Source organism: Gryllotalpicola ginsengisoli DSM 22003, assembly GCF_000419445.1.
GTDB lineage: Bacteria > Actinomycetota > Actinomycetes > Actinomycetales > Microbacteriaceae > Gryllotalpicola > Gryllotalpicola ginsengisoli.
In genome coordinates this window covers 861,699-879,000 of the sequence record NZ_AULK01000001.1, presented here as the reverse complement: position 1 = coordinate 879,000, position 17,302 = coordinate 861,699, and the positions used below count along the sequence as shown (strand labels likewise).

At 71.0% G+C, this 17,302-nt stretch carries 19 protein-coding genes; 10 read left to right on the top strand and 9 right to left on the bottom strand.

From position 1 onward, the window contains the following. Nucleotides 1–2 precede the first annotated feature (2 nt). Nucleotides 3–1,241 (bottom strand): winged helix-turn-helix domain-containing protein, encoded by a 1,239-nt coding sequence (locus tag H563_RS0104290; RefSeq protein ID WP_022881375.1) that lies wholly within the window; start codon nt 1,239–1,241, stop codon nt 3–5. Nucleotides 1,242–1,302: 61 nt separating this feature from the next. Here H563_RS0104290 and H563_RS0104285 point away from each other — a divergent pair, with 61 nt between their 5' ends. Further along, nucleotides 1,303–2,547 carry an AI-2E family transporter gene (locus H563_RS0104285; RefSeq protein WP_022881374.1) on the top strand — a complete coding sequence of 415 codons (1,245 nt, stop codon included), beginning with the start codon at nt 1,303–1,305 and terminating at the stop codon, nt 2,545–2,547. A 9-nt stretch (nt 2,548–2,556) separates the two neighbouring features. After that, nucleotides 2,557–3,819 carry a threonine ammonia-lyase gene (gene ilvA / locus H563_RS0104280; protein ID WP_027479083.1) on the top strand — a complete coding sequence of 421 codons (1,263 nt, stop codon included), beginning with the start codon at nt 2,557–2,559 and terminating at the stop codon, nt 3,817–3,819. Between the two features lie 291 nt (nt 3,820–4,110). Here the strand turns inward: ilvA and greA are convergent, their stop codons facing one another. Together greA and H563_RS14895 are read right to left on the bottom strand one after the other, a co-directional pair. Further along, complete coding sequence (greA, locus tag H563_RS0104275; protein ID WP_022881372.1) at nt 4,111–4,602, bottom strand: transcription elongation factor GreA; 492 nt, start codon at nt 4,600–4,602, stop codon at nt 4,111–4,113. 94 nt (nt 4,603–4,696) lie between these two features. Continuing rightward, nucleotides 4,697–5,104, bottom strand: a complete 408-nt coding sequence (locus H563_RS14895) for a DUF4307 domain-containing protein (RefSeq protein ID WP_022881371.1) — start codon at nt 5,102–5,104, stop codon at nt 4,697–4,699. A gap of 90 nt (nt 5,105–5,194) precedes the next feature. Here H563_RS14895 and mca point away from each other — a divergent pair, with 90 nt between their 5' ends. Next, nucleotides 5,195–6,052, top strand: coding sequence for a mycothiol conjugate amidase Mca (gene mca, locus H563_RS0104265; RefSeq protein WP_033209284.1), 858 nt, complete (start codon nt 5,195–5,197; stop codon nt 6,050–6,052). Next, nucleotides 6,049–6,318, top strand: coding sequence for a hypothetical protein (locus H563_RS0104260; RefSeq protein WP_022881369.1), 270 nt, complete (start codon nt 6,049–6,051; stop codon nt 6,316–6,318). Before mca ends, H563_RS0104260 begins: the two co-directional genes overlap by 4 nt. A gap of 94 nt (nt 6,319–6,412) precedes the next feature. On the opposite strand, the gene trhA is transcribed toward H563_RS0104260, so the two are convergent. Next, the gene (gene trhA / locus H563_RS0104255; RefSeq protein WP_022881368.1) at nt 6,413–7,117 is read right to left on the bottom strand and encodes a PAQR family membrane homeostasis protein TrhA; all 705 of its coding nucleotides are present in this window, start codon (nt 7,115–7,117) and stop codon (nt 6,413–6,415) included. Between the two features lie 25 nt (nt 7,118–7,142). Between trhA and H563_RS0104250 the strand changes: the two genes are divergently transcribed. From H563_RS0104250 to H563_RS0104240, 3 genes are all read left to right on the top strand, one after another. Continuing rightward, nucleotides 7,143–7,937, top strand: a complete 795-nt coding sequence (locus H563_RS0104250) for an isoprenyl transferase (RefSeq protein ID WP_027479082.1) — start codon at nt 7,143–7,145, stop codon at nt 7,935–7,937. Nucleotides 7,938–8,047: 110 nt separating this feature from the next. Beyond that, nucleotides 8,048–9,163 carry an aminotransferase class V-fold PLP-dependent enzyme gene (locus tag H563_RS0104245; protein ID WP_022881366.1) on the top strand — a complete coding sequence of 372 codons (1,116 nt, stop codon included), beginning with the start codon at nt 8,048–8,050 and terminating at the stop codon, nt 9,161–9,163. Nucleotides 9,164–9,390: 227 nt separating this feature from the next. Continuing rightward, entirely contained in the window at nt 9,391–10,740 is a 1,350-nt protein-coding gene (locus tag H563_RS0104240; RefSeq protein ID WP_027479081.1) for a PhoH family protein, read from the top strand. A gap of 65 nt (nt 10,741–10,805) precedes the next feature. On the opposite strand, the gene H563_RS0104235 is transcribed toward H563_RS0104240, so the two are convergent. The 5 genes from H563_RS0104235 to xseA form a co-directional block, all read right to left on the bottom strand. After that, nucleotides 10,806–12,206 (bottom strand): class II fumarate hydratase, encoded by a 1,401-nt coding sequence (locus H563_RS0104235; protein ID WP_022881364.1) that lies wholly within the window; start codon nt 12,204–12,206, stop codon nt 10,806–10,808. Between the two features lie 69 nt (nt 12,207–12,275). Next, nucleotides 12,276–12,914 carry a carbonic anhydrase gene (locus H563_RS0104230; protein ID WP_022881363.1) on the bottom strand — a complete coding sequence of 213 codons (639 nt, stop codon included), beginning with the start codon at nt 12,912–12,914 and terminating at the stop codon, nt 12,276–12,278. Further along, complete coding sequence (locus tag H563_RS0104225) at nt 12,914–13,570, bottom strand: DUF4245 family protein (RefSeq protein ID WP_022881362.1); 657 nt, start codon at nt 13,568–13,570, stop codon at nt 12,914–12,916. Before H563_RS0104225 ends, H563_RS0104230 begins: the two co-directional genes overlap by 1 nt. Further along, entirely contained in the window at nt 13,567–13,818 is a 252-nt protein-coding gene (locus tag H563_RS0104220; RefSeq protein WP_022881361.1) for an exodeoxyribonuclease VII small subunit, read from the bottom strand. The genes H563_RS0104225 and H563_RS0104220 overlap by 4 nt, the downstream gene beginning before the upstream one ends. Before the next feature lies 1 nt (nt 13,819). Then, on the bottom strand, nt 13,820–15,049 hold the full coding sequence (gene xseA / locus H563_RS0104215; RefSeq protein WP_022881360.1) for an exodeoxyribonuclease VII large subunit: 1,230 nt from the start codon (nt 15,047–15,049) through the stop codon (nt 13,820–13,822). Between the two features lie 77 nt (nt 15,050–15,126). On the opposite strand from xseA, the gene H563_RS0104210 reads away from it, so the two are divergent. The 3 genes from H563_RS0104210 to H563_RS0104200 are packed head-to-tail and all read left to right on the top strand — an operon-like array spanning nt 15,127 to nt 17,293. After that, nucleotides 15,127–16,158 (top strand): 4-hydroxy-3-methylbut-2-enyl diphosphate reductase, encoded by a 1,032-nt coding sequence (locus H563_RS0104210; protein WP_027479080.1) that lies wholly within the window; start codon nt 15,127–15,129, stop codon nt 16,156–16,158. Then, nucleotides 16,155–16,823 carry a DUF6264 family protein gene (locus tag H563_RS0104205; RefSeq protein WP_022881358.1) on the top strand — a complete coding sequence of 223 codons (669 nt, stop codon included), beginning with the start codon at nt 16,155–16,157 and terminating at the stop codon, nt 16,821–16,823. The genes H563_RS0104210 and H563_RS0104205 overlap by 4 nt, the downstream gene beginning before the upstream one ends. Nucleotides 16,824–16,852: 29 nt before the next feature. Further along, nucleotides 16,853–17,293, top strand: a complete 441-nt coding sequence (locus H563_RS0104200; protein ID WP_022881357.1) for a GNAT family N-acetyltransferase — start codon at nt 16,853–16,855, stop codon at nt 17,291–17,293. The last annotated feature ends 9 nt before the right edge of the window (nt 17,294–17,302 follow it).

Sequence of the window (17,302 nt, the reverse complement as noted above, 5' to 3'; positions counted from 1 at the left end):
GGCTACGCCGCCGCTCGGGCGAGCTCCGCGGCGAGGGCGGGGGCCAGGTCGCCGCGGCCGACGACCGCGACATCCGTCAGACCCTGCCACTCGGCCGTCTCGCGCAGCAGCGGCGCCAGCCGCTCGGCGACCGGCCCCGGCGCGCGGCCCTCTTCGACCCACGCGCTCTGCACCCGCAGCACGCCGGCCTGCCGGTCGCTCTTCAGGTCGACGCGGCCGACGATCTCGTCGTCGACCAGCACCGGCAGCACGTAGTAGCCGAACACGCGCTTGGGCGCCGGCGTGTAGATCTCGATGCGGTAGTACATGCCGAACAGCCGCAGCAGCCGGTCACGCTCCCACACCACCGGGTCGAACGGCGACAGCAGCGCCGTCGCCGAGACCGCGCGGGGGGCGCGCGCCCCCGCGTCGAGGTACGCGGCCACGGGCCGCCCGGCGCTCTCCCACCCGCGCACGTGCACCCGCTCGACCTCGCCCGCCTCCACCAACTGCTCGAGCACGGCCTTCGTCGGGGCCACCGCGAGCCGGAAGTAGTCGGCGACGTGCCGCACCGTGCCCACGCCGAGCGCGACCACCGCGCGGCGCACCAGCTCGAGCCGCGCCTCGTCGTCGGGCACCGACGCCTCGAGAACGGATGCCGGCAGCACCTGTTCCGGCAGAGCGTAGCGCCGCTCGAACCGGGTGCGCCCGGCCGTCACCAGCTCGCCGGAGCGGAACATCACCTCGAGCCCCTGCTTCACCTCGGACCAGCCCCACCACGGCCCCTGGCGCACATTGGCGTCGTGCTCGATCTCGCTGGCCGCGAGCGGCCCCTTCTCGGCGAGCTCCCCGCGCAGCCACGCGATCGTCGACGCGCCCGCAGTGAGCCCCCAGCTGTCCTTCCCGGCCAGGTACTTCTCGGCGAATCGGCGCTGCCGGAATCGGAACAGCGGGTAGTCGGCGATCGGCACGAACGCCGCCTCGTGCGCCCACACCTCGGTGTACCCGGACGTCGAGCGGGGCGTCGTGGGCCGGAACAGCATGCGGTCGAGCAGCGCCCGGTCGTACCCGCCCAGGCGGGCGAAGGCGGGCAGGTAGTGCGAGCGCTCGAACACGTTCACCGAGTCGATCTGCAGCAGGCGCAGCCGGTCGAAGAGCAGATTCAGCTGCCGGGTGCCCACAACCGCGGGACGGGGCCGGCCGAAGCCCTGTGCGGCCAGGGCGATGCGCCGGGCGGCGGCCGGGCCGAGCGTCTGAGTCATCGCCGACCAAGCTACCGCGGGGCACCGACATCGCCCTCTCGCGGGGACCTAAGCTTCGAGCATGACCGCTCCTCGGCCATCCGATCGCACGCGCAGCGCGTTCCTCTCCCGCTTCGGCCGCAGCGACCTCGCCACGAGCGCGGACCACGAGATCGACCGCACCCTGCCGCGCGGCGTGCTGCTCGCCTCCGCGTGGTCGTGGCGTCTGCTGCTGATCGGGGCCGCGATCGCCGTGCTCGTCTTCGTCGTCATCCAGCTGCGGCTGATCGTGATCCCCGTGCTGGTCGCGATCCTGCTGTCCGCGCTGCTCGTGCCGCTGAAGGACCTGCTCGTACGCGCCCACGTGCCGCGCTGGGCGGCCATCGTCATCTGCATGATCGCGACCTTCGTCGTGATCTCCGGCCTGTTCTTCCTCGTCGGCCAGCAGGTGCGCGCCGAGTCCCACGAGCTGCGCCGGCAGACCCTGCTCGCTGTCGAGCACCTGCAGGTGTGGCTCACCGGTCCGCCGTTCAACCTCACCGACCAGCAGATCGGCGACTACGTCGACGGCATCACGCAGGCGGTGCAGACCGACAGCAAGGTGCTGATCAGCGGCGCGCTCTCCATCGGCTCGACCCTGGGGCACGTCGCCACCGGGCTGCTGCTGACCCTGTTCAGCACCCTGTTCATCCTGATCGACGGCGCCGGCATCTGGCGCTGGGTGGTCAGCGTCTTCCCGTGGCGAGCCCGTGCCGCCGCCGACGGTGCCGGCCGCGCCGGCTGGACCACGCTGCGCAGCTTCGTGCGGGTGCAGATCCTCGTCGCCTCCATCGACGCGCTCGGCATCGGGGTCGGCGCCTTCCTGCTCGGCCTGCCGCTCGCGGTCCCCGTGGCGGTGCTGGTCTTCCTCGGCTCCTTCATCCCCATCGTCGGTGCCGTCGTCACCGGCGCGCTCGCCGTGCTCATCGCCCTCGTCTACAAAGGGGTGTGGTTCGCGCTGGTCATGCTGGCCGTGGTGCTCTTCGTGCAGCAGCTCGAGGGGCACGTGCTGCAGCCGCTCATCATGGGCAGCGCCGTGAAGGTGCATCCGCTCGCCGTCGTGCTCGTCGTCGCCGCCGGGTCGCTGCTCGCGGGCATCCCCGGCGCGCTGTTCGCGGTCCCGATCGCTGCCGTGCTGAACACGATGATCGGATACGTCGCCGAAGGCCGCTGGAAGACCGAGCACGCACCCCCGCCGGCGCGCTCGCCCGTCGTGCTCTGGCAGGTGGTGCCGCGCGCGAGGGCGCGGCGCAGCGGCGCGGCCGGGTCGCCCGGAGCCCGCCCCTAAACTGTGCTGATGAGCAGCACCCCCGAGCCCTTCGCCGCCGTCTACGCCGGGCCGACGCTCGCCCAGATCGAGCACGCGCGCGAGGTGGTGGCGCAGGTGATCCAGGCCACGCCCATGGAGCACAGCGCCTATCTGGAACAGGTGCTGGGCGTGCCGGTGTGGCTCAAGGCGGAGAACCTGCAGCGCACGGGGTCGTACAAGATCCGCGGCGCCTACTACCGGCTCAGCCGGCTCGCCGAGGACGAGAGGGCGCGCGGTGTCGTCGCCGCCTCGGCGGGAAATCACGCCCAGGGCGTCGCGCTCGCCGCGCACCGGCTCGGCATCCGGGCCACCATCTTCATGCCGCAGGGCGTCGCCCTGCCCAAGCTGCAGGCGACGCGGGCCTACGGCGCAGACACCGTGCTGCACGGCCCGACGTTCACCGAAACCCTCGCCGCCGCCCTCGAGTTCGCCGAACGCACCGGCGCCGTGTTCATCCCGCCGTACGACCACGAGGACGTGATCACCGGCCAGGGCACCCTCGGCCTCGAGATCATGGACGAGGCGCCCGACGTCGACACGATCGTCGTCCCGATCGGAGGAGGCGGGCTGATCGCCGGCGTGGCGCGGGCGGCCAAGCTGCGAGCGGATGCCTCGGGCCGCAGCATCCGCATCGTGGGCGTGCAATCGGAGAACGCCGCCGCCTACCCGCCCTCGCTCGCGGCCGGCGAGCAGGTGGCGGTGCCGGTCGGGCCGACCATCGCCGACGGCATCGCGGTCGGCCGCCCCGGTGACCTGAACTTCCCGATCGTGCGCGAGCTCGTCGACGAGATCGTCACCGTCACCGACGACGACATCGCGCGGGCGATCCTCGTCCTGCTCGAGCGGGCGAAGCTCGTGGTCGAGCCGGCGGGCGCGGCGGGCGTCGCGGCGATCATCGCCGGCAAGGTGCGCGCGAGCGGGCCGACGGTGGCGGTGCTGTCGGGGGGCAACATCGACCCGCTGCTCATGCAGCGGGTGATCGCGCACGGGCTCGAGGCATCCGCTCGCTATCTCACCGTGCGGATCATGCTGCCGGACCGTCCCGGCCAGCTGGCGACGATCTCGCAGATCCTCGCCGAGGTGAGCGCGAACGTGGTCGAGGTGCTGCACACGCGGCACCACAACGGGCTGCAGATCAGCCAGGTCGCGATCGAGATCTCGGTCGAGACGCGCGGCCCCGAGCACCGCGAAGAGGTCATCCGCCACCTGCGCGAGGCCGGCTACGACCCCGAGGTCGAGTACACGGAGTAGGCGTGGCGATCGACCTGGTCGAGCCGGACGAGGAGCGCTGGGCGGCGCGGTGCGGCGGATGCGGCGACGGGCGCACCTTCTGCCGGAAAAGGTATGCCCGTGCGTGGCTTCGCCGCGCGACGTAGTGTGATCGCGTGAAGTGCGCGTCCGTCCCGAAGCGCGCCGGCACGACGTCGATCGCGACGACGCGTAGGGCGCAAAAAATCCGATAGGGCACGCGGATGCTTGGCAATCGCGTGCCCTATCGGACGAAGTGTGCCCGATCGTGCGAGGCGGTCGGGCGGGGCGCTGTTACTGGCCGGTCCAGGTCTCCACGTTCTTGATCTCGACGGAGATCTCCTTGCCGTTGGGCGCGGTGTAGGAGGTCGAGTCGCCGATCTTCAGGCCGAGGATGGCCGAACCGATCGGGCTCTGCTCGCTGTAGACCGAGTAGTCGCTGTCCTTCGCGATCTCGCGGTTGCCGATGACGAAGGTGTCCTCGCTGCCGGCGATCACCGCGGTGACCAGCGTGCCGGGCTCGACCACGCCGCTGCTCTCGGGCGCGACGCCGACCTTCGAGTTCTTCAGCAGGCTCTTCAGCGTCGCGATGCGCGCCTCCTGAACACCCTGCTGGTCCTTGGCGGCGTGGTAGCCGCCGTTCTCCTTGAGGTCGCCCTCCTCGCGCGCCGCTTCGATGCGCTTGGCGATCTCGGCGCGCCCCGTGGTCTCCAGATAGGTGAGCTCCTCGTGGAGGCGGTCGTACGCCTCCTGGGTCAGGAACGTGACCTGGGTCTCCTGGGACATGCTTGCTCCTTGCTCGGCGGCGTCGAGTGACGCCGCCTAGATCGGGATAAATACACGCCCCGACGATGAAGCGTCGAGGCGTTGACCTGAAAGTCTACGGCAACCAGCACTTGTCTAGCGAGCCTGAGACCCCCGGCTCGTACGTGACCAGGGTTTTCGTGACCTCGCGGCGGCCGCTCGCGCCGGTGTCGAGATGCACGACCGCGTACCCGACCACGGTGAAGTCGACGTTCTGCGCCTGCACCGCGCACGAGACCTTCGTGTGCGGGGGAGCGTCGACCGTGAAGCTCACCTGCACGTGGCTCGAGTCGACCACCTGGTTGGCGGTGTCGGTCGCCTGCAGCGACGCGGTGCTCGACCCGAGGCCCGAGCCCCACACCGCCCAGAGGATCATGACGAGCGCGATGAACGCGCCGAGCGAGATCAGCAGCCAGCGCATCCGACGGCCCTGTGCGGCGGTGCGGCCGTAGCGCCGGTCGATGGCAGGGCTGCCAGCGGGCATGTCGCTCCTTCGAAGTAGTCTGGACAACGATACGGCCCGAAGCTGAGGCGCCGATCACGAGCAGGAAGGCGGCGGGTGACGCGACGGCTGATGGCGGTTCACGCCCATCCCGACGACGAGTCGAGCAAGGGCGCTGCGACGTACGCGCGCTACCTCGCCGAGGGCGCCGAGGTCATGGTGGTCAGCTGCACCGGCGGGCAGCGCGGCGACATCCTCAACCCGGCGGTCGAAGACGTCCCCATGGCGCACCGCGACATCGCCGGGCTGCGCCGCATCGAGATGGCCGCCGCGCAGGCCGCGGTCGGCTTCGAGCACCGCTGGCTCGGCTACTTCGACTCCGGCCTGCCCGAGGCCGACGAGCCGCTGCCGGCCAACTGCTTCGCGCTGATCCCCGTCGAGATCTCGGCCGCGCCGCTCGTGCGGCTGATCCGCGAGTTCCGTCCGCACGTGCTCACGAGCTACGACGAGCAGGGCGGATACCCCCACCCTGACCACATCCGCAGCCACGATGTCGCGGCCTACGCGCTCGAGGCGGCCGCCGACCCCGAGCGCTACCCCGAGGCCGGTGAGCCGTGGCAGGTGCTCAAGTACTACTACGACCGGCTGTTCAGCACGCAGCGCGCCCGGGCGATCTACCAGCGGCTCACCGAAGTCGCCCCCGACTCGCCCCTCCTCGAGGAGTTCGCCAAGATGCGCCGCTGGATGGAGGAGACGCCGTACCTCGCCACCACCCGGGTGTACGTCGGCGACCACCTCGAGGCGCGCGACGCCGCGCTGCGGGCGCATGCGAGCCAGGTCGCACCCGACCACCCCTTCTTCTTCTGGCCCAATGACGTCGTGCGGGAGGCCTGGCCGACCGACGACTACCAGCTCATCGACGCGAAAGTTCCCGTAGTGACCCCTGAGACCGATCTGTTCGCCGGCATCCCCGAGGGAGAGGCCGAGTGAACGGCGCATCCGTGCTCACCTGGCTCGCCGCCGCGAGCCCCTCGCCCACGCCGAGCGTTCCCGCCGCCGACTCGGTGACGCCGGGGCCGTGGGGGTTCATCGCCATCTTCGGCGTCGCGCTGGTCGTGCTCGCCCTGATCTGGGACATGGTGCGCCGGGTGCGCCGCGTGCGTTACCGCGCCGAGGTCGCCGAGAAGCTCGACGCCGAGGAGCAGGCCGCGCGTGGCGGGAAGGCTGAGCAGTCGGGCTCCGACCACCGCGCGTAAGGCCGCAAGACGCTCTTAGAGGCGGCGACTTGTTCGCCGCCGAAGGCATGGACTGCCGGGGTCGACCGCGCCGCGCCGGGCGGGGACCGGCGCGCTAACCAGCGTTGAACGGAGGATCCAGCGCCAGCACGAGCATCGCGGCCCAGTGGCAGGAGAACGAGACGGCCGTGAGCGCGTGGAAGACCTCGTGGAAGCCGAAGCGCGTCGCTGTGCGGCCGGGCCACTTGAAGCCGTAGACCACGGCGCCGAGCATGTAGCTCAGGCCCCCGACCCCGATCAGGATGCCGGCCGCGATCGCGGCGGGCGTCACGAACGGGTTGAACCCGGTGGCGGCGCACACCGCGACGCCCACCCAACCGAGCACGAGGTAGAGCGGCACGTACAGCCAGCGCGGCGCGGTGATCCAGAAGATGCGGAAGAAGACGCCGGCGAGCGCGCCGGCCCAGACCACCGAGAGCACGAGGGCGCCCTGCCACACGAGCGGCAGCATGGTGAGCGCAGCCGGCGTGTAGGTGCCGGCGATGAGCAGGAAGATGTTGGCGTGGTCGACGCGTTTCAGCGTCAGCTTGACGGGCGGGCTCCAGTTGAAGCGGTGGTACAGCGCCGAATTGCCGAACAGGACGATCGAGGTCGCCATGAAGATCGCGGCGCCGGTCTTGGCGGCCGCGCCGTGCGCCAGGCAGATCAGCACGATGCCGGCGGCGACGGTGACGGGCGTGGTCGCGGCGTGGATCCAGCCGCGCCAGCTCGGCTTGACGTCGATGAGGGCGGGGGAGGGGCCCTGAGCTGCGGTCGTCATTTCGGCAGCCTAGTAAGTTGGGCCTGTGAGTGAGCGACGCGGTGCGGTGGGACGCGGGCTTCTCTACGGGCTTTACCAGAAACGACTGCGCCGCGAGCTCGCCGCCGTCGGCCCCGACGCCCTGCCGCATCACGTCGCCATGATCATCGACGGCAACCGGCGCTGGGCGAGGCAGCTGGGCTACTCCACGGCGGAGCACGGCCACCGGGCCGGCGCGGCGAAGATGATCGAGTTCGTCGAGTGGTGCGACGAGCTCGGCATCCGTGTCGTCACGCTCTACCTGCTGTCCTCCGACAATCTGAGCAACCGCTCCAGCGCCGAGCTCGACGCGCTGATGCGCATCATCGGCGAGCTCGCCCTCGACCTGTCGGGGTATCGCGACTGGCGGGTGCAGCACGTCGGGTCGTACGCGGGGCTGCCGGACGAGCTGGCCGAGGCGCTGCGCACCGCCGAGCAGGCCAGCCGCGACAAGCCGGGCCTGCACGTCAACCTCGCCGTCGGCTACGGCGGCCGCAAGGAGATCACGGATGCGATGCGCGCCATCGTCGCCGAGCACCACGCCGCCGGCCGCAGCCTCGAGGACCTGGCCGAGACGCTCACGCCCGACCTGATCGGCGAGCACCTGTACACCGGCGGCCAGCCCGACCCCGACCTGGTGATCCGCACCTCCGGCGAGCAGCGCCTCTCGGACTTCATGCTGTGGCAGAGCGCGCACAGCGAGTTCTACTTCGTCGAGGCGCTCGGCCCCGACCTGCGCGAGGTCGACTTCCTGCGCGCGCTGCGCGACTACACCCGGCGCGAGCGCAGGTACGGCGGCTGAGACGCGCGCGGCCCGGCGACGCAGTGGCGACGGGTGTCTGACACCGCGCCCCCGCCCCCGGTTAGGTCGGCTGCCATGGGTTCCGGCACAATCATCGCTGGGAGGCATCTGTGACTGACATCGACGATTACCGAGCGGGGTTCCTGGAAGAGCCGGGTTACCTCGACTACGGGCGGGTCGGGCCGATCTCGCGGGCCGTGCAGGGCGAGCTCCACGCGACCGCCGACATCTTCGCCCGGGCCCGGTTCGGGTCGCTGGCGAGCCTCGCGCACGAGGACGAGCGGGTGCGCGCCGCGGCATCCGCCCTCACCGGGTTCCCCGCCGACCGGATCGCCTTCCAGCCGTCGACGTCGCAGGCGCTGATGCAGGTGATGTTCGGGCTCACGGGCAAGGTGCTGCTGTCTCCCGCCGAGTTCCCGGCGCTGCCCTTCGCCGCGCAGCGGGCGGCCGAGGCGCTGCACGTGCTCGAGCCGGTGTGGCTCGGCACCGCCCACGGCAAGGTGACCCCGAGCGAGCTGCGCGAGCAGCTCACCGACGACGTCGTCGCGGTCGCCGTCAGTCTCGTCGACTCGCGCACCGGCTACGTCGCCGACCTCGACGGCATCCGCCAGGTGATCGGCGACCGGCTGCTCATCGTCGACGCGATCCAGGGCTTCGGCGTCGTCGACGCCCCGTGGGAGGTCGTCGACGTGCTCGCGACCGGCGGCCAGAAGTGGGTGCGCGCCGGGTGGGGCACCGGGTTCCTCGCGCTCAGCGAGCGGGCTCTCGGCGCGCTCACCCCGGTCTTCTCGGGCTGGGTCGGCACCGACGTCGCCGAGCCGTACGACATGCTCGTGCCCCCGGCGCACGCGGCGAGGGCGTTCACCGTGAGCCACCCCGACCGGGTCGCCCAGGCGTGCCTGGCTGCCGCGCTCGAGGAGATCGCCGCGGTCGGGGTGCCCGCCATCAACGCGGCCGTCGCCGAGGGCGTCGCCCGGGTGCTCGAACTGTGCGACGAGTTCAGCATCTACGTCGCCTCCTCCCGGGCGGTCAACGAGCGCGCCGGCATCGTCGTGCTGGAGCCCGAGCCCGAGGCGCTCACCCGGCTCACCGCATCGCTGTTCAACCACGGCATCACGGCGACGACGCGTGGCGGCGCCGTGCGGCTCAGCGTGCACGCGGCGACGAGCGAGGAGACGCTCGGCATGCTGCGCGGCGCGTTCACGTCGTACGGCAGCGCGTACTGACGAGAGGTGGGCGACGGATGCTGCGCAGCATCCGTCTCGCCCGTTAATGCGGGTGTAACAAAAACGTCGCGTGTCGGGGCTGGCGGATCGAATTACACCGACGTAACTTGTACCGCATCGGGCACGGCGCCCGGTCGGAGTGGCCACATAAGTTCACTTCGCGATCCTTACGGCCACTTCGCCAGAACAGTGAACCGAGCGCGGCCCAGGGGTCGCGTCGGACGGGAGTGGTTGTGGCTTCAGTTTCGACCAGACAGCCGGCATCGCACGAGAAGGGGGAGGTTCCGGGGCTCACCCGCCAGACGGAGAAGACATACGTTCTCGACACGTCTGTGCTGCTCTCGGATCCGCGGGCGATCTTCCGCTTCGCCGAGCACTCGGTCGTGATCCCGGTCGTGGTCATCAGCGAGCTCGAGGGCAAGCGGCACGACCCCGAGATCGGGTACTTCGCCCGCCAGGCGCTGCGGTTCCTCGACGATCTGCGCGTGGAGAACGGCAGGCTCGACTTCCCGGTGCCGGTGGGCGACGGGGGATCGCTTCGGGTGGAGCTCAACCACTCGAACATGACCGTGCTGCCGTCGGGCATGCAGCTCGGCGACAACGACTCGCGCATCCTCGCGGTCGCGATGAACCTCTCCAACGACGGGCTCGACGTGACGGTGGTGTCGAAGGACCTGCCCATGCGCGTCAAGGCGTCCTCGATCGGCCTCGCCGCGGAGGAGTACCGGGCCGAGCTGGCCGTCGACTCGGGCTACACCGGCATGGCCGACATCGACCTCTCGGCCACCGAGATGGCCGCGCTCTACGAGCACGAATCGCTCGAGACCGACACCGTCGACGGGCTGCCGGTCAACACGAGCCTCATCATCCACTCCGAGCGCGGTTCCGCACTGGGGCGGGTCACCGGGGAAGGCGCCATCCGTCTCGTGCGCGGCGACCGCGACGTCTTCGGCCTGCACGGCCGCTCGGCCGAGCAGCGGCTCGCGATCGACATGCTGCTCGACCCCGAGGTCGGCATCGTGTCCCTCGGCGGCCGGGCCGGCACCGGCAAGAGCGCCCTCGCCCTGTGCGCCGGCCTCGAGGCGGTGCTCGAGCGGCAGCAGCACAAGAAGATCATGGTCTTCCGGCCGCTGTTCGCCGTCGGCGGGCAGGAGCTCGGCTACCTGCCGGGCGACCAGCAGGAGAAGATGAACCCCTGGGGCCAGGCGGTGTTCGACACCCTCGGCGCACTCGTCTCCGACAACGTCCTCGACGAGGTCGTCGAGCGGGGCATCCTCGAGGTGCTGCCGCTGACGCACATCCGCGGCCGCTCGCTGCACGACGCGTTCGTGATCGTCGACGAGGCGCAGTCGCTCGAGCGCAACGTGCTGCTCACGGTGCTCTCCCGTGTCGGCCAGAACTCGCGGGTGGTGCTCACCCACGACGTGGCGCAGCGCGACAATCTGCGGGTCGGGCGCCACGACGGCGTCGCCGCCGTCATCGAGACGCTGAAGGGCCACCCGCTGTTCGGCCACATCACGCTCACCCGCTCCGAGCGGTCGGCGATCTCGGCACTGGTCACCGAGCTGCTGGAGTAGGGGACCACGAGCGAGGAAGGCCCCGCGCCTCACGCCGCGGGGCCTTCTCCTGTCGCGGGCGGATGCTACGGGTGGGTCATGCTCAGCACGTCGAGCTTCTCGTCGAGCTGCTCCTCCGTGATCTCGCCCCGCTCGACGTAGCCGAGCGCGACGACCGCCTCGCGGATCGTGATGCCCTCGGCGACCGCGTGCTTGGCGATCTTCGCCGCGGCCTCGTAGCCGATGATCTTGTTCAGCGGCGTCACGATCGACGGCGACGATTCGGCCAGCGCGCGGGCGCGGTCGAGGTTCGCCTCGAGGCCGCGGATGGTCTTGTCGGCGAGCGCGCGGGTGACGTTCGACAGCAGCCGGATCGACTCGAGCAGCGCCGACCCCATCACGGGGATCGCGACGTTCAGCTCGAACGCGCCGGATGCTCCGCTCCACGCGATGGTCGCGTCGTTGCCGATCACGCGGCTCGCGACCATCAGCGTCGCCTCGGGGATGACGGGGTTGACCTTGCCCGGCATGATCGACGAGCCCGGCTGCAGGTCGGGGATGTGCAGCTCGCCGAGGCCCGTGTTGGGACCGGAGCCCATCCAGCGCAGGTCGTTGCTGATCTTCGTCAGCGACACCGCGATGGTGCGCAGCGCGCCGGACGCCTCGACGAGCCCGTCTCGGTTGGCCTGGGCCTCGAAGTGGTCGCGCGCCTCAGTGATGGGCAGCTCGGTGTCGTCGACGATGAGCTGGATCACCTTCTGCGGGAAGCCCTTCGGAGTGTTGATGCCCGTGCCCACGGCGGTGCCGCCGAGCGGGACCTCGGCCACGCGCGGCAGCGCGGCGCGCACCCGCTCGATGCCGTAGCGGACCTGCGCGGCGTATCCGCCGAACTCCTGCCCGAGGGTGACGGGCGTCGCGTCCATCAAGTGGGTGCGGCCCGACTTCACCGCGTCCTTCCACAGCTCCGCCTTCTCCTCGAGGGCCACCGCGAGGTGGTCGAGGGCGGGGATGAGCTGGTCGATCAGCGCGCTGGTGACGGCGATGTGCACCGAGGTGGGGAACACGTCGTTGGAGGACTGCGACGCGTTCACGTGGTCGTTCGGGTGCACCGGGCTGCCGAGCCGGCGGCCGGCCAGGGTGGCGAGCACCTCGTTCATGTTCATGTTCGACGAGGTGCCGGAGCCGGTCTGGTACACGTCGACCGGGAACTCGCCGTCGTGCTTGCCCGCGATCACCTCGTCGGCGGCCCACGCGATCGCGTCGGCGATCTCGGGGGCGAGCGTGCCGAGCTCCTTGTTGGCCAGTGCGGCCGCCTTCTTGATCCGGGCCAGCGCCGCGATCTGCGCCGGCTCGAGACCCGTGCCCGAGATCGGAAAGTTCTCGACGGCCCGCTGCGTCTGGGCGGCGTAGAGGGCGTCCTTGGGGACCCTCACCTCGCCCATCGTGTCGTGCTCGATGCGGTACTCGATATCCGTTTCGCTGGCCACTTCTCTGTGTTCCTTCTTCGCTTTCCTTCGTCGTACGGGGCGGATGCCCCGCGCTCGTGTTCCTTGCGGCTACGAGAGCCCGATCAGCACGTCGGGCACGGCCGTGCCCTCGCGCAGCCGGTAGTTCGCCCCCACCACGCCCAGTTCGCCGTCGACCACCTTGCGGCTGATCAGCTCGCTGCCGGTGAGCAGGTCGGTGACGGTGTCGCGCAGGTGCTCGCGGCCCACCTCGTGCGCGTCGAGCGCCGCGGCGTCGACCGGCTCGTCGCCGCGCACCCGGGCGACGCGGCGCACCGCGGGCACGATGGGCGCGATGAGCTGCGAGATGTTGGGGCTGAGGGCCTCGGCATCCGCCGCCTGCGAGTCGATCGCGGCGCGCACGGCACCGCACTCGTCGTGCCCGAGCACGAGGATCAGCGAGACGCCGAGCACGCCGACGGCGTACTCGAGCGAGCCGAGCACCGAATCGGATGCGACCTGCCCGGCGTTGCGCACGACGAAGGCGTCGCCCAGCCCGAGGTCGAAGATGATCTCGGCGGCGAGCCGCGAGTCGGCGCATCCGAAGATCGCGACCACCGGGTGCTGGCCCGAGGCGAGGTCGCCGCGGCGCTCGACGTCTTGACGCGGATGCTGCGGCGTGCCCTCGACGAAACGCCGATTGCCGTCCTGCAGGATCTGCCATGCCTGCGCCGGGGTGGTGCGTGCCATTACTTCGTGCTCCCGCCCAGCTGGCCCGCCAGGGCGGTGGCCAGCTTCGTGAACTCGGACGGCTTGGCGGTGCCGGCGAGCACCGCCGTGCTCACGCCGTGCGTGGCCACCATGCCGTAGCTGAACTCGTCGGTCGTCGACTGACCGTCGCGGTTGTCGTAGACGACCCATTTCACGCCGTCGATGGTGCGCACGCCCGTGGCGCGCGCCTGATCGAGCTCGTCGGCGATCCAGGTGTCGTTCGCCTTGAAGCCCTGGTCGAGGCCGATGTACTGGTCGCTCGGCGTGATGAAGCCGATGTGCCACACGTCGACGCCGCCCGACTGGTCGCTCTCGCGCAGCTCGGCCGCGTTGGCGCTCCAGCTCTTCGGCAGATCCGGGTCGAGCAGCGGATCGGGCTCGGCGCCGGTGCCCTGGCTCGCGACGGAGCGCCAGTCGACCGGCTTCAGAGCGTCGCGCGGGGTGCTGCGCGGCACGAGCAGCACGATCACGAGCACGACGCCGAGGGTGACGATGAGCGAGAAGACGAGGTTGTTGATGGTCTGCCGCTGGCGGTGCAGCCGGCTCGACTCTGCCTTGCGGGCCGCTGTCTCGGCCGGGGTCTCGGGACGCCCGAGTTCGGCGACGACCGGACCGGCCGGCTTGTGGTCACTCATTCGGCCGACTCGACCGCCTCTGCCGGGCTCTGGCCGCTGCGCGCGGCGTCGAGGCGGGCCTTCGCCCCGATCAGCCACTCCTCGCAGCGGCGGGCGAGCGCTTCGCCGCGCTCCCACAGGGCCAGGGACTGCTCCAGGCTCACGTTGCCCTGCTCGAGCTCGGCGACGACGCGCACGAGCTCGTCGCGGGCCTGCTCGTACGTCAGCTCTGCGACGTCGGCGGGGGTGGGGGAGGGCACGGCGTTCATTCTACTTTTCTCCCTTCGAGGGGGCATGGCGCCCGGAGGAGACGGCGTCGAGGGCGCCGTCGGCGAGGGTGATCAGGAGCGGGGAGCCGGCGGGCGCGGCATCCGTGCTCTTCACCACGTGGCCGCCGGTCTGCACGATCGCGTAGCCGCGGTCGAGGGTCGACTGCGGCGAGAGGGCGCGCAGTCGCGCGGTGAGCTCGCGGGTGGTGTTCTCGGCCCGCTCGATCGCACGCTCGGCGAGCTCGGCGCCGCGGGCGACGTAGCGGGTGAGCTCCTCGGCGCGGGTGTCGACGATCCAGCTCGTGGTCGAGAGCGCCGGCCGGCTGCGCAGCTGCGCGAGCCGGTCGATCTCGTGGTTCAGCAGCCCGGTGACGCGCAGCTGCATGCGGGTGCGGGCCTGCTGCACGCGCACCAGCTCGTCGGAGACGTCGGGCACCACCCTCTTGGCCGCGTCGGTGGGGGTCGAGGCGCGCAGGTCGGCGACCTCGTCGAGCAGGGGGCGGTCGGCCTCGTGGCCGATCGCCGAGACGAGGGGCGTCTGCGCGGCCGCCGCGGTGCGCACCAGCGTCTCGTCGCTGAACGGCAGCAGGTTCTGGAAGTCGCCGCCGCCGCGGGCGACGATGATCACGTCGACCTCGGGGTCGGCGTCGAGCTCACGGATGGCGGCGGTGACCTCGGCCGCCGAGCGATCGCCCTGCACCGCCGCGTACACGGTACGGAAGCGCACCGCCGGCCAGCGCAGCAGCGCGTTCTTCTTCACGTCTTTCTCCGCGTCGGAGTCGCGGCCGGTGACCAGCCCGATCAAGTGCGGCAGGAACGGCAGCGGCTTCTTCCGCGCAGCGTCGAACAGCCCCTCGGCGGCCAGCTGCCGCTTGAGGCGCTCGAGGCGCTCGAGCAGGTCGCCGAGGCCCACGTGGCGCAGGTCGTAGACCACCATCGAGAGGGTGCCGCCCTTGACCCAGTAGTCGGGTTTGACGAGGGCGACGACGCGGTCGCCCTGGGAGAAGTCCTGCCCGAGGCGGGCGAACACGCTGGACCACAGGTTGAAGCCGACCGTGACGTCCTGGTCGAGGTCTTTGAGCTTGCCGTAGACGTTGCCGTTGCGCACGTTCCACTGGGTGAGCTCGCCCTCGATCCACACCGTGCCGAGCCGGTCGATGTACTCCTTGAGCTTGGTGGAGAGCAGGCGTACGGGCCACGGCGACTCGAGCGTGGCCGGTGCGTCTGACATCGCCGTCCTTTCTCAGGGTGGTGGTGAGCCCGCGACCTAGACTGAACGCCGTGAGCGACTCTTCGATCAGCCTGGGCATGCCGCGCGTCGCGTCTGCTCCGGGCCGGCTCAAGGATATCCCGGTGGTCGGACAGAAGCGGGTCCTGCTGGCGTCTCCGCGGGGCTACTGTGCAGGAGTCGACCGGGCCGTCGTGGCTGTGGAAAAAGCGCTCGAGCGCTACGGCGCGCCCGTCTACGTGCGCAAGCAGATCGTGCACAACAAGCACGTCGTGGCCACCCTGGAGAAGAAGGGCGCGGTCTTCGTCGACGAGGTCGACGAGGTGCCCGAGGGGGCGCACGTCGTCTTCAGCGCCCACGGGGTCGCGCCCTCCGTCGTCGACGCCGCCGCGGCGCGCGGACTGCAGGCCATCGACGCCACCTGCCCGCTCGTAACCAAGGTGCACCGCGAGGCCAAGCGCTTCGCCCGCGACGACTACGAGATCCTGCTCATCGGCCACACCGGCCACGAAGAGGTCGAGGGCACCGCCGGCGAGGCGCCCGACAACGTCACGGTCGTCAACAGCCCCGCCGACGTGGCGACCCTCGAGGTGAAGGACCCCGAGAAGGTCGTCTGGCTGTCGCAGACCACCCTCTCCGTCGACGAGACCATGGAGACGGTGCGGCGCCTGCGCGAGCGCTTCCCGCTGCTGCAGGACCCGCCCTCGGACGACATCTGCTACGCCACCCAGAACCGGCAGGTCGCGATCAAGAAGGTCGCGCAGGACGCCGACGTCGTCATCGTGGTCGGCAGCGCCAACTCCTCCAACTCGGTGCGTCTCGTCGAGGTCGCCCTGGAGAACGGCGCGAAGGCGGCGTACCGCGTCGACTACGCCAGCGAGGTCAAGCAGGAGTGGCTGGACGGTGCCGCGACCGTCGGCGTGACGAGCGGTGCCAGCGTACCCGAGGTGCTCGTGCAGGAGTTGCTCGACGACCTCGCCGACGCCGGCTACACCGAGGTCACCCCCGTGCAGACCGCCGAGGAGGACCTGATGTTCTCCCTGCCGCGCGAGCTGCGCACCGACCCGTCCGGCAACCGCGACGCCCGAGCCCTGGGCGGACGGGCGCGATGAGCGACGAGCATCCGCGCCCGCGCCCCCAGTACGGCGAGTACGCGACCCCCGAGGAGCAGCGCGCGGCGATCAAGAAGCCGTCGCCCGAGCAGCTGGGTGCGATGCAGTACGGCGAGGTGACGGATGCCGCGCCGCAGGCTCCCGGCACGACGCATCCGCCCCACCCGCCGGCCCCGTACCAGCCCGGCGCCTACCCGCCGCCCCCGCAGCAGAGCCCGTACCACCCGTATCAGCCCTACCAGCGCCCCTACCCCGAGAGCCGCCCGCAGGGCCCCGGCGTCGGCGACCGGATCGCGACGCTCCTGCTGCTGGGCTTCGGCCTGTACACGGTGCTCGACATGGTCGAGGTCGCGGTCGCGGGCGGGCCCCCGACCGAGGACATGGCCACCTCCGGGAGCGCAGAGCTGGCCGCCGCATTGCCCGGCTGGGTGTGGACCGGCGCCGCGGTCGTGTACGTGGTGGTCTGGTTCGTCGGCCTGTTCGCCTCGATCGGCGCGATCCGGGCACACCGGCGCGCGTTCTGGGTCCCGCTCGTCGCCGGCCTGGTCGCCGTGGTGCTGCTGCTCGCGCTGATGACCATCGCGATCGGCCAGGACCCGTCGATCCTGCAGCACGTGCCCACGACGCCGGATCAGGTTCCGAACGACACGGGCATGAACACCTGATCCGGAACGCCCCGGGTAGCGTGAGGCGCATGGCCGAGATCACGATCGAGGAAGTCACGCGGTTCGGGGACGAGATCGCCGAGACGATCGAACGGCTGCTGCCCGCCCTGTCGGAGAGCGCGGTCTACGACCGCGAGCTCGTGCGCCGCATCGTCGAGAGCGAGGCGACGCACCTGTACGCGGCGCGGCTCGACGGGCGGATGGCCGGGGTGGCCTCGCTCGTCGTGTATCCGATCCCCACCGGCATCCGTGCCCACGTCGAGGACGTCGTCGTGGACGGATCCGCGCGCGGGCGCGGGCTGTCCCGCCGGCTGCTCGCGCACCTGATCGAGGAGGCGAACGAGCGCTTCCATGCGCGCACCATCGACCTGACCTCGCGACCGAGCCGCGAGGCGGCGAACCACCTCTACGTGACGAGCGGCTTCGTCAAGCGCGACACGAACGTGTACCGCTGGCAGCCGGGCGCCTGAACAGCGCCG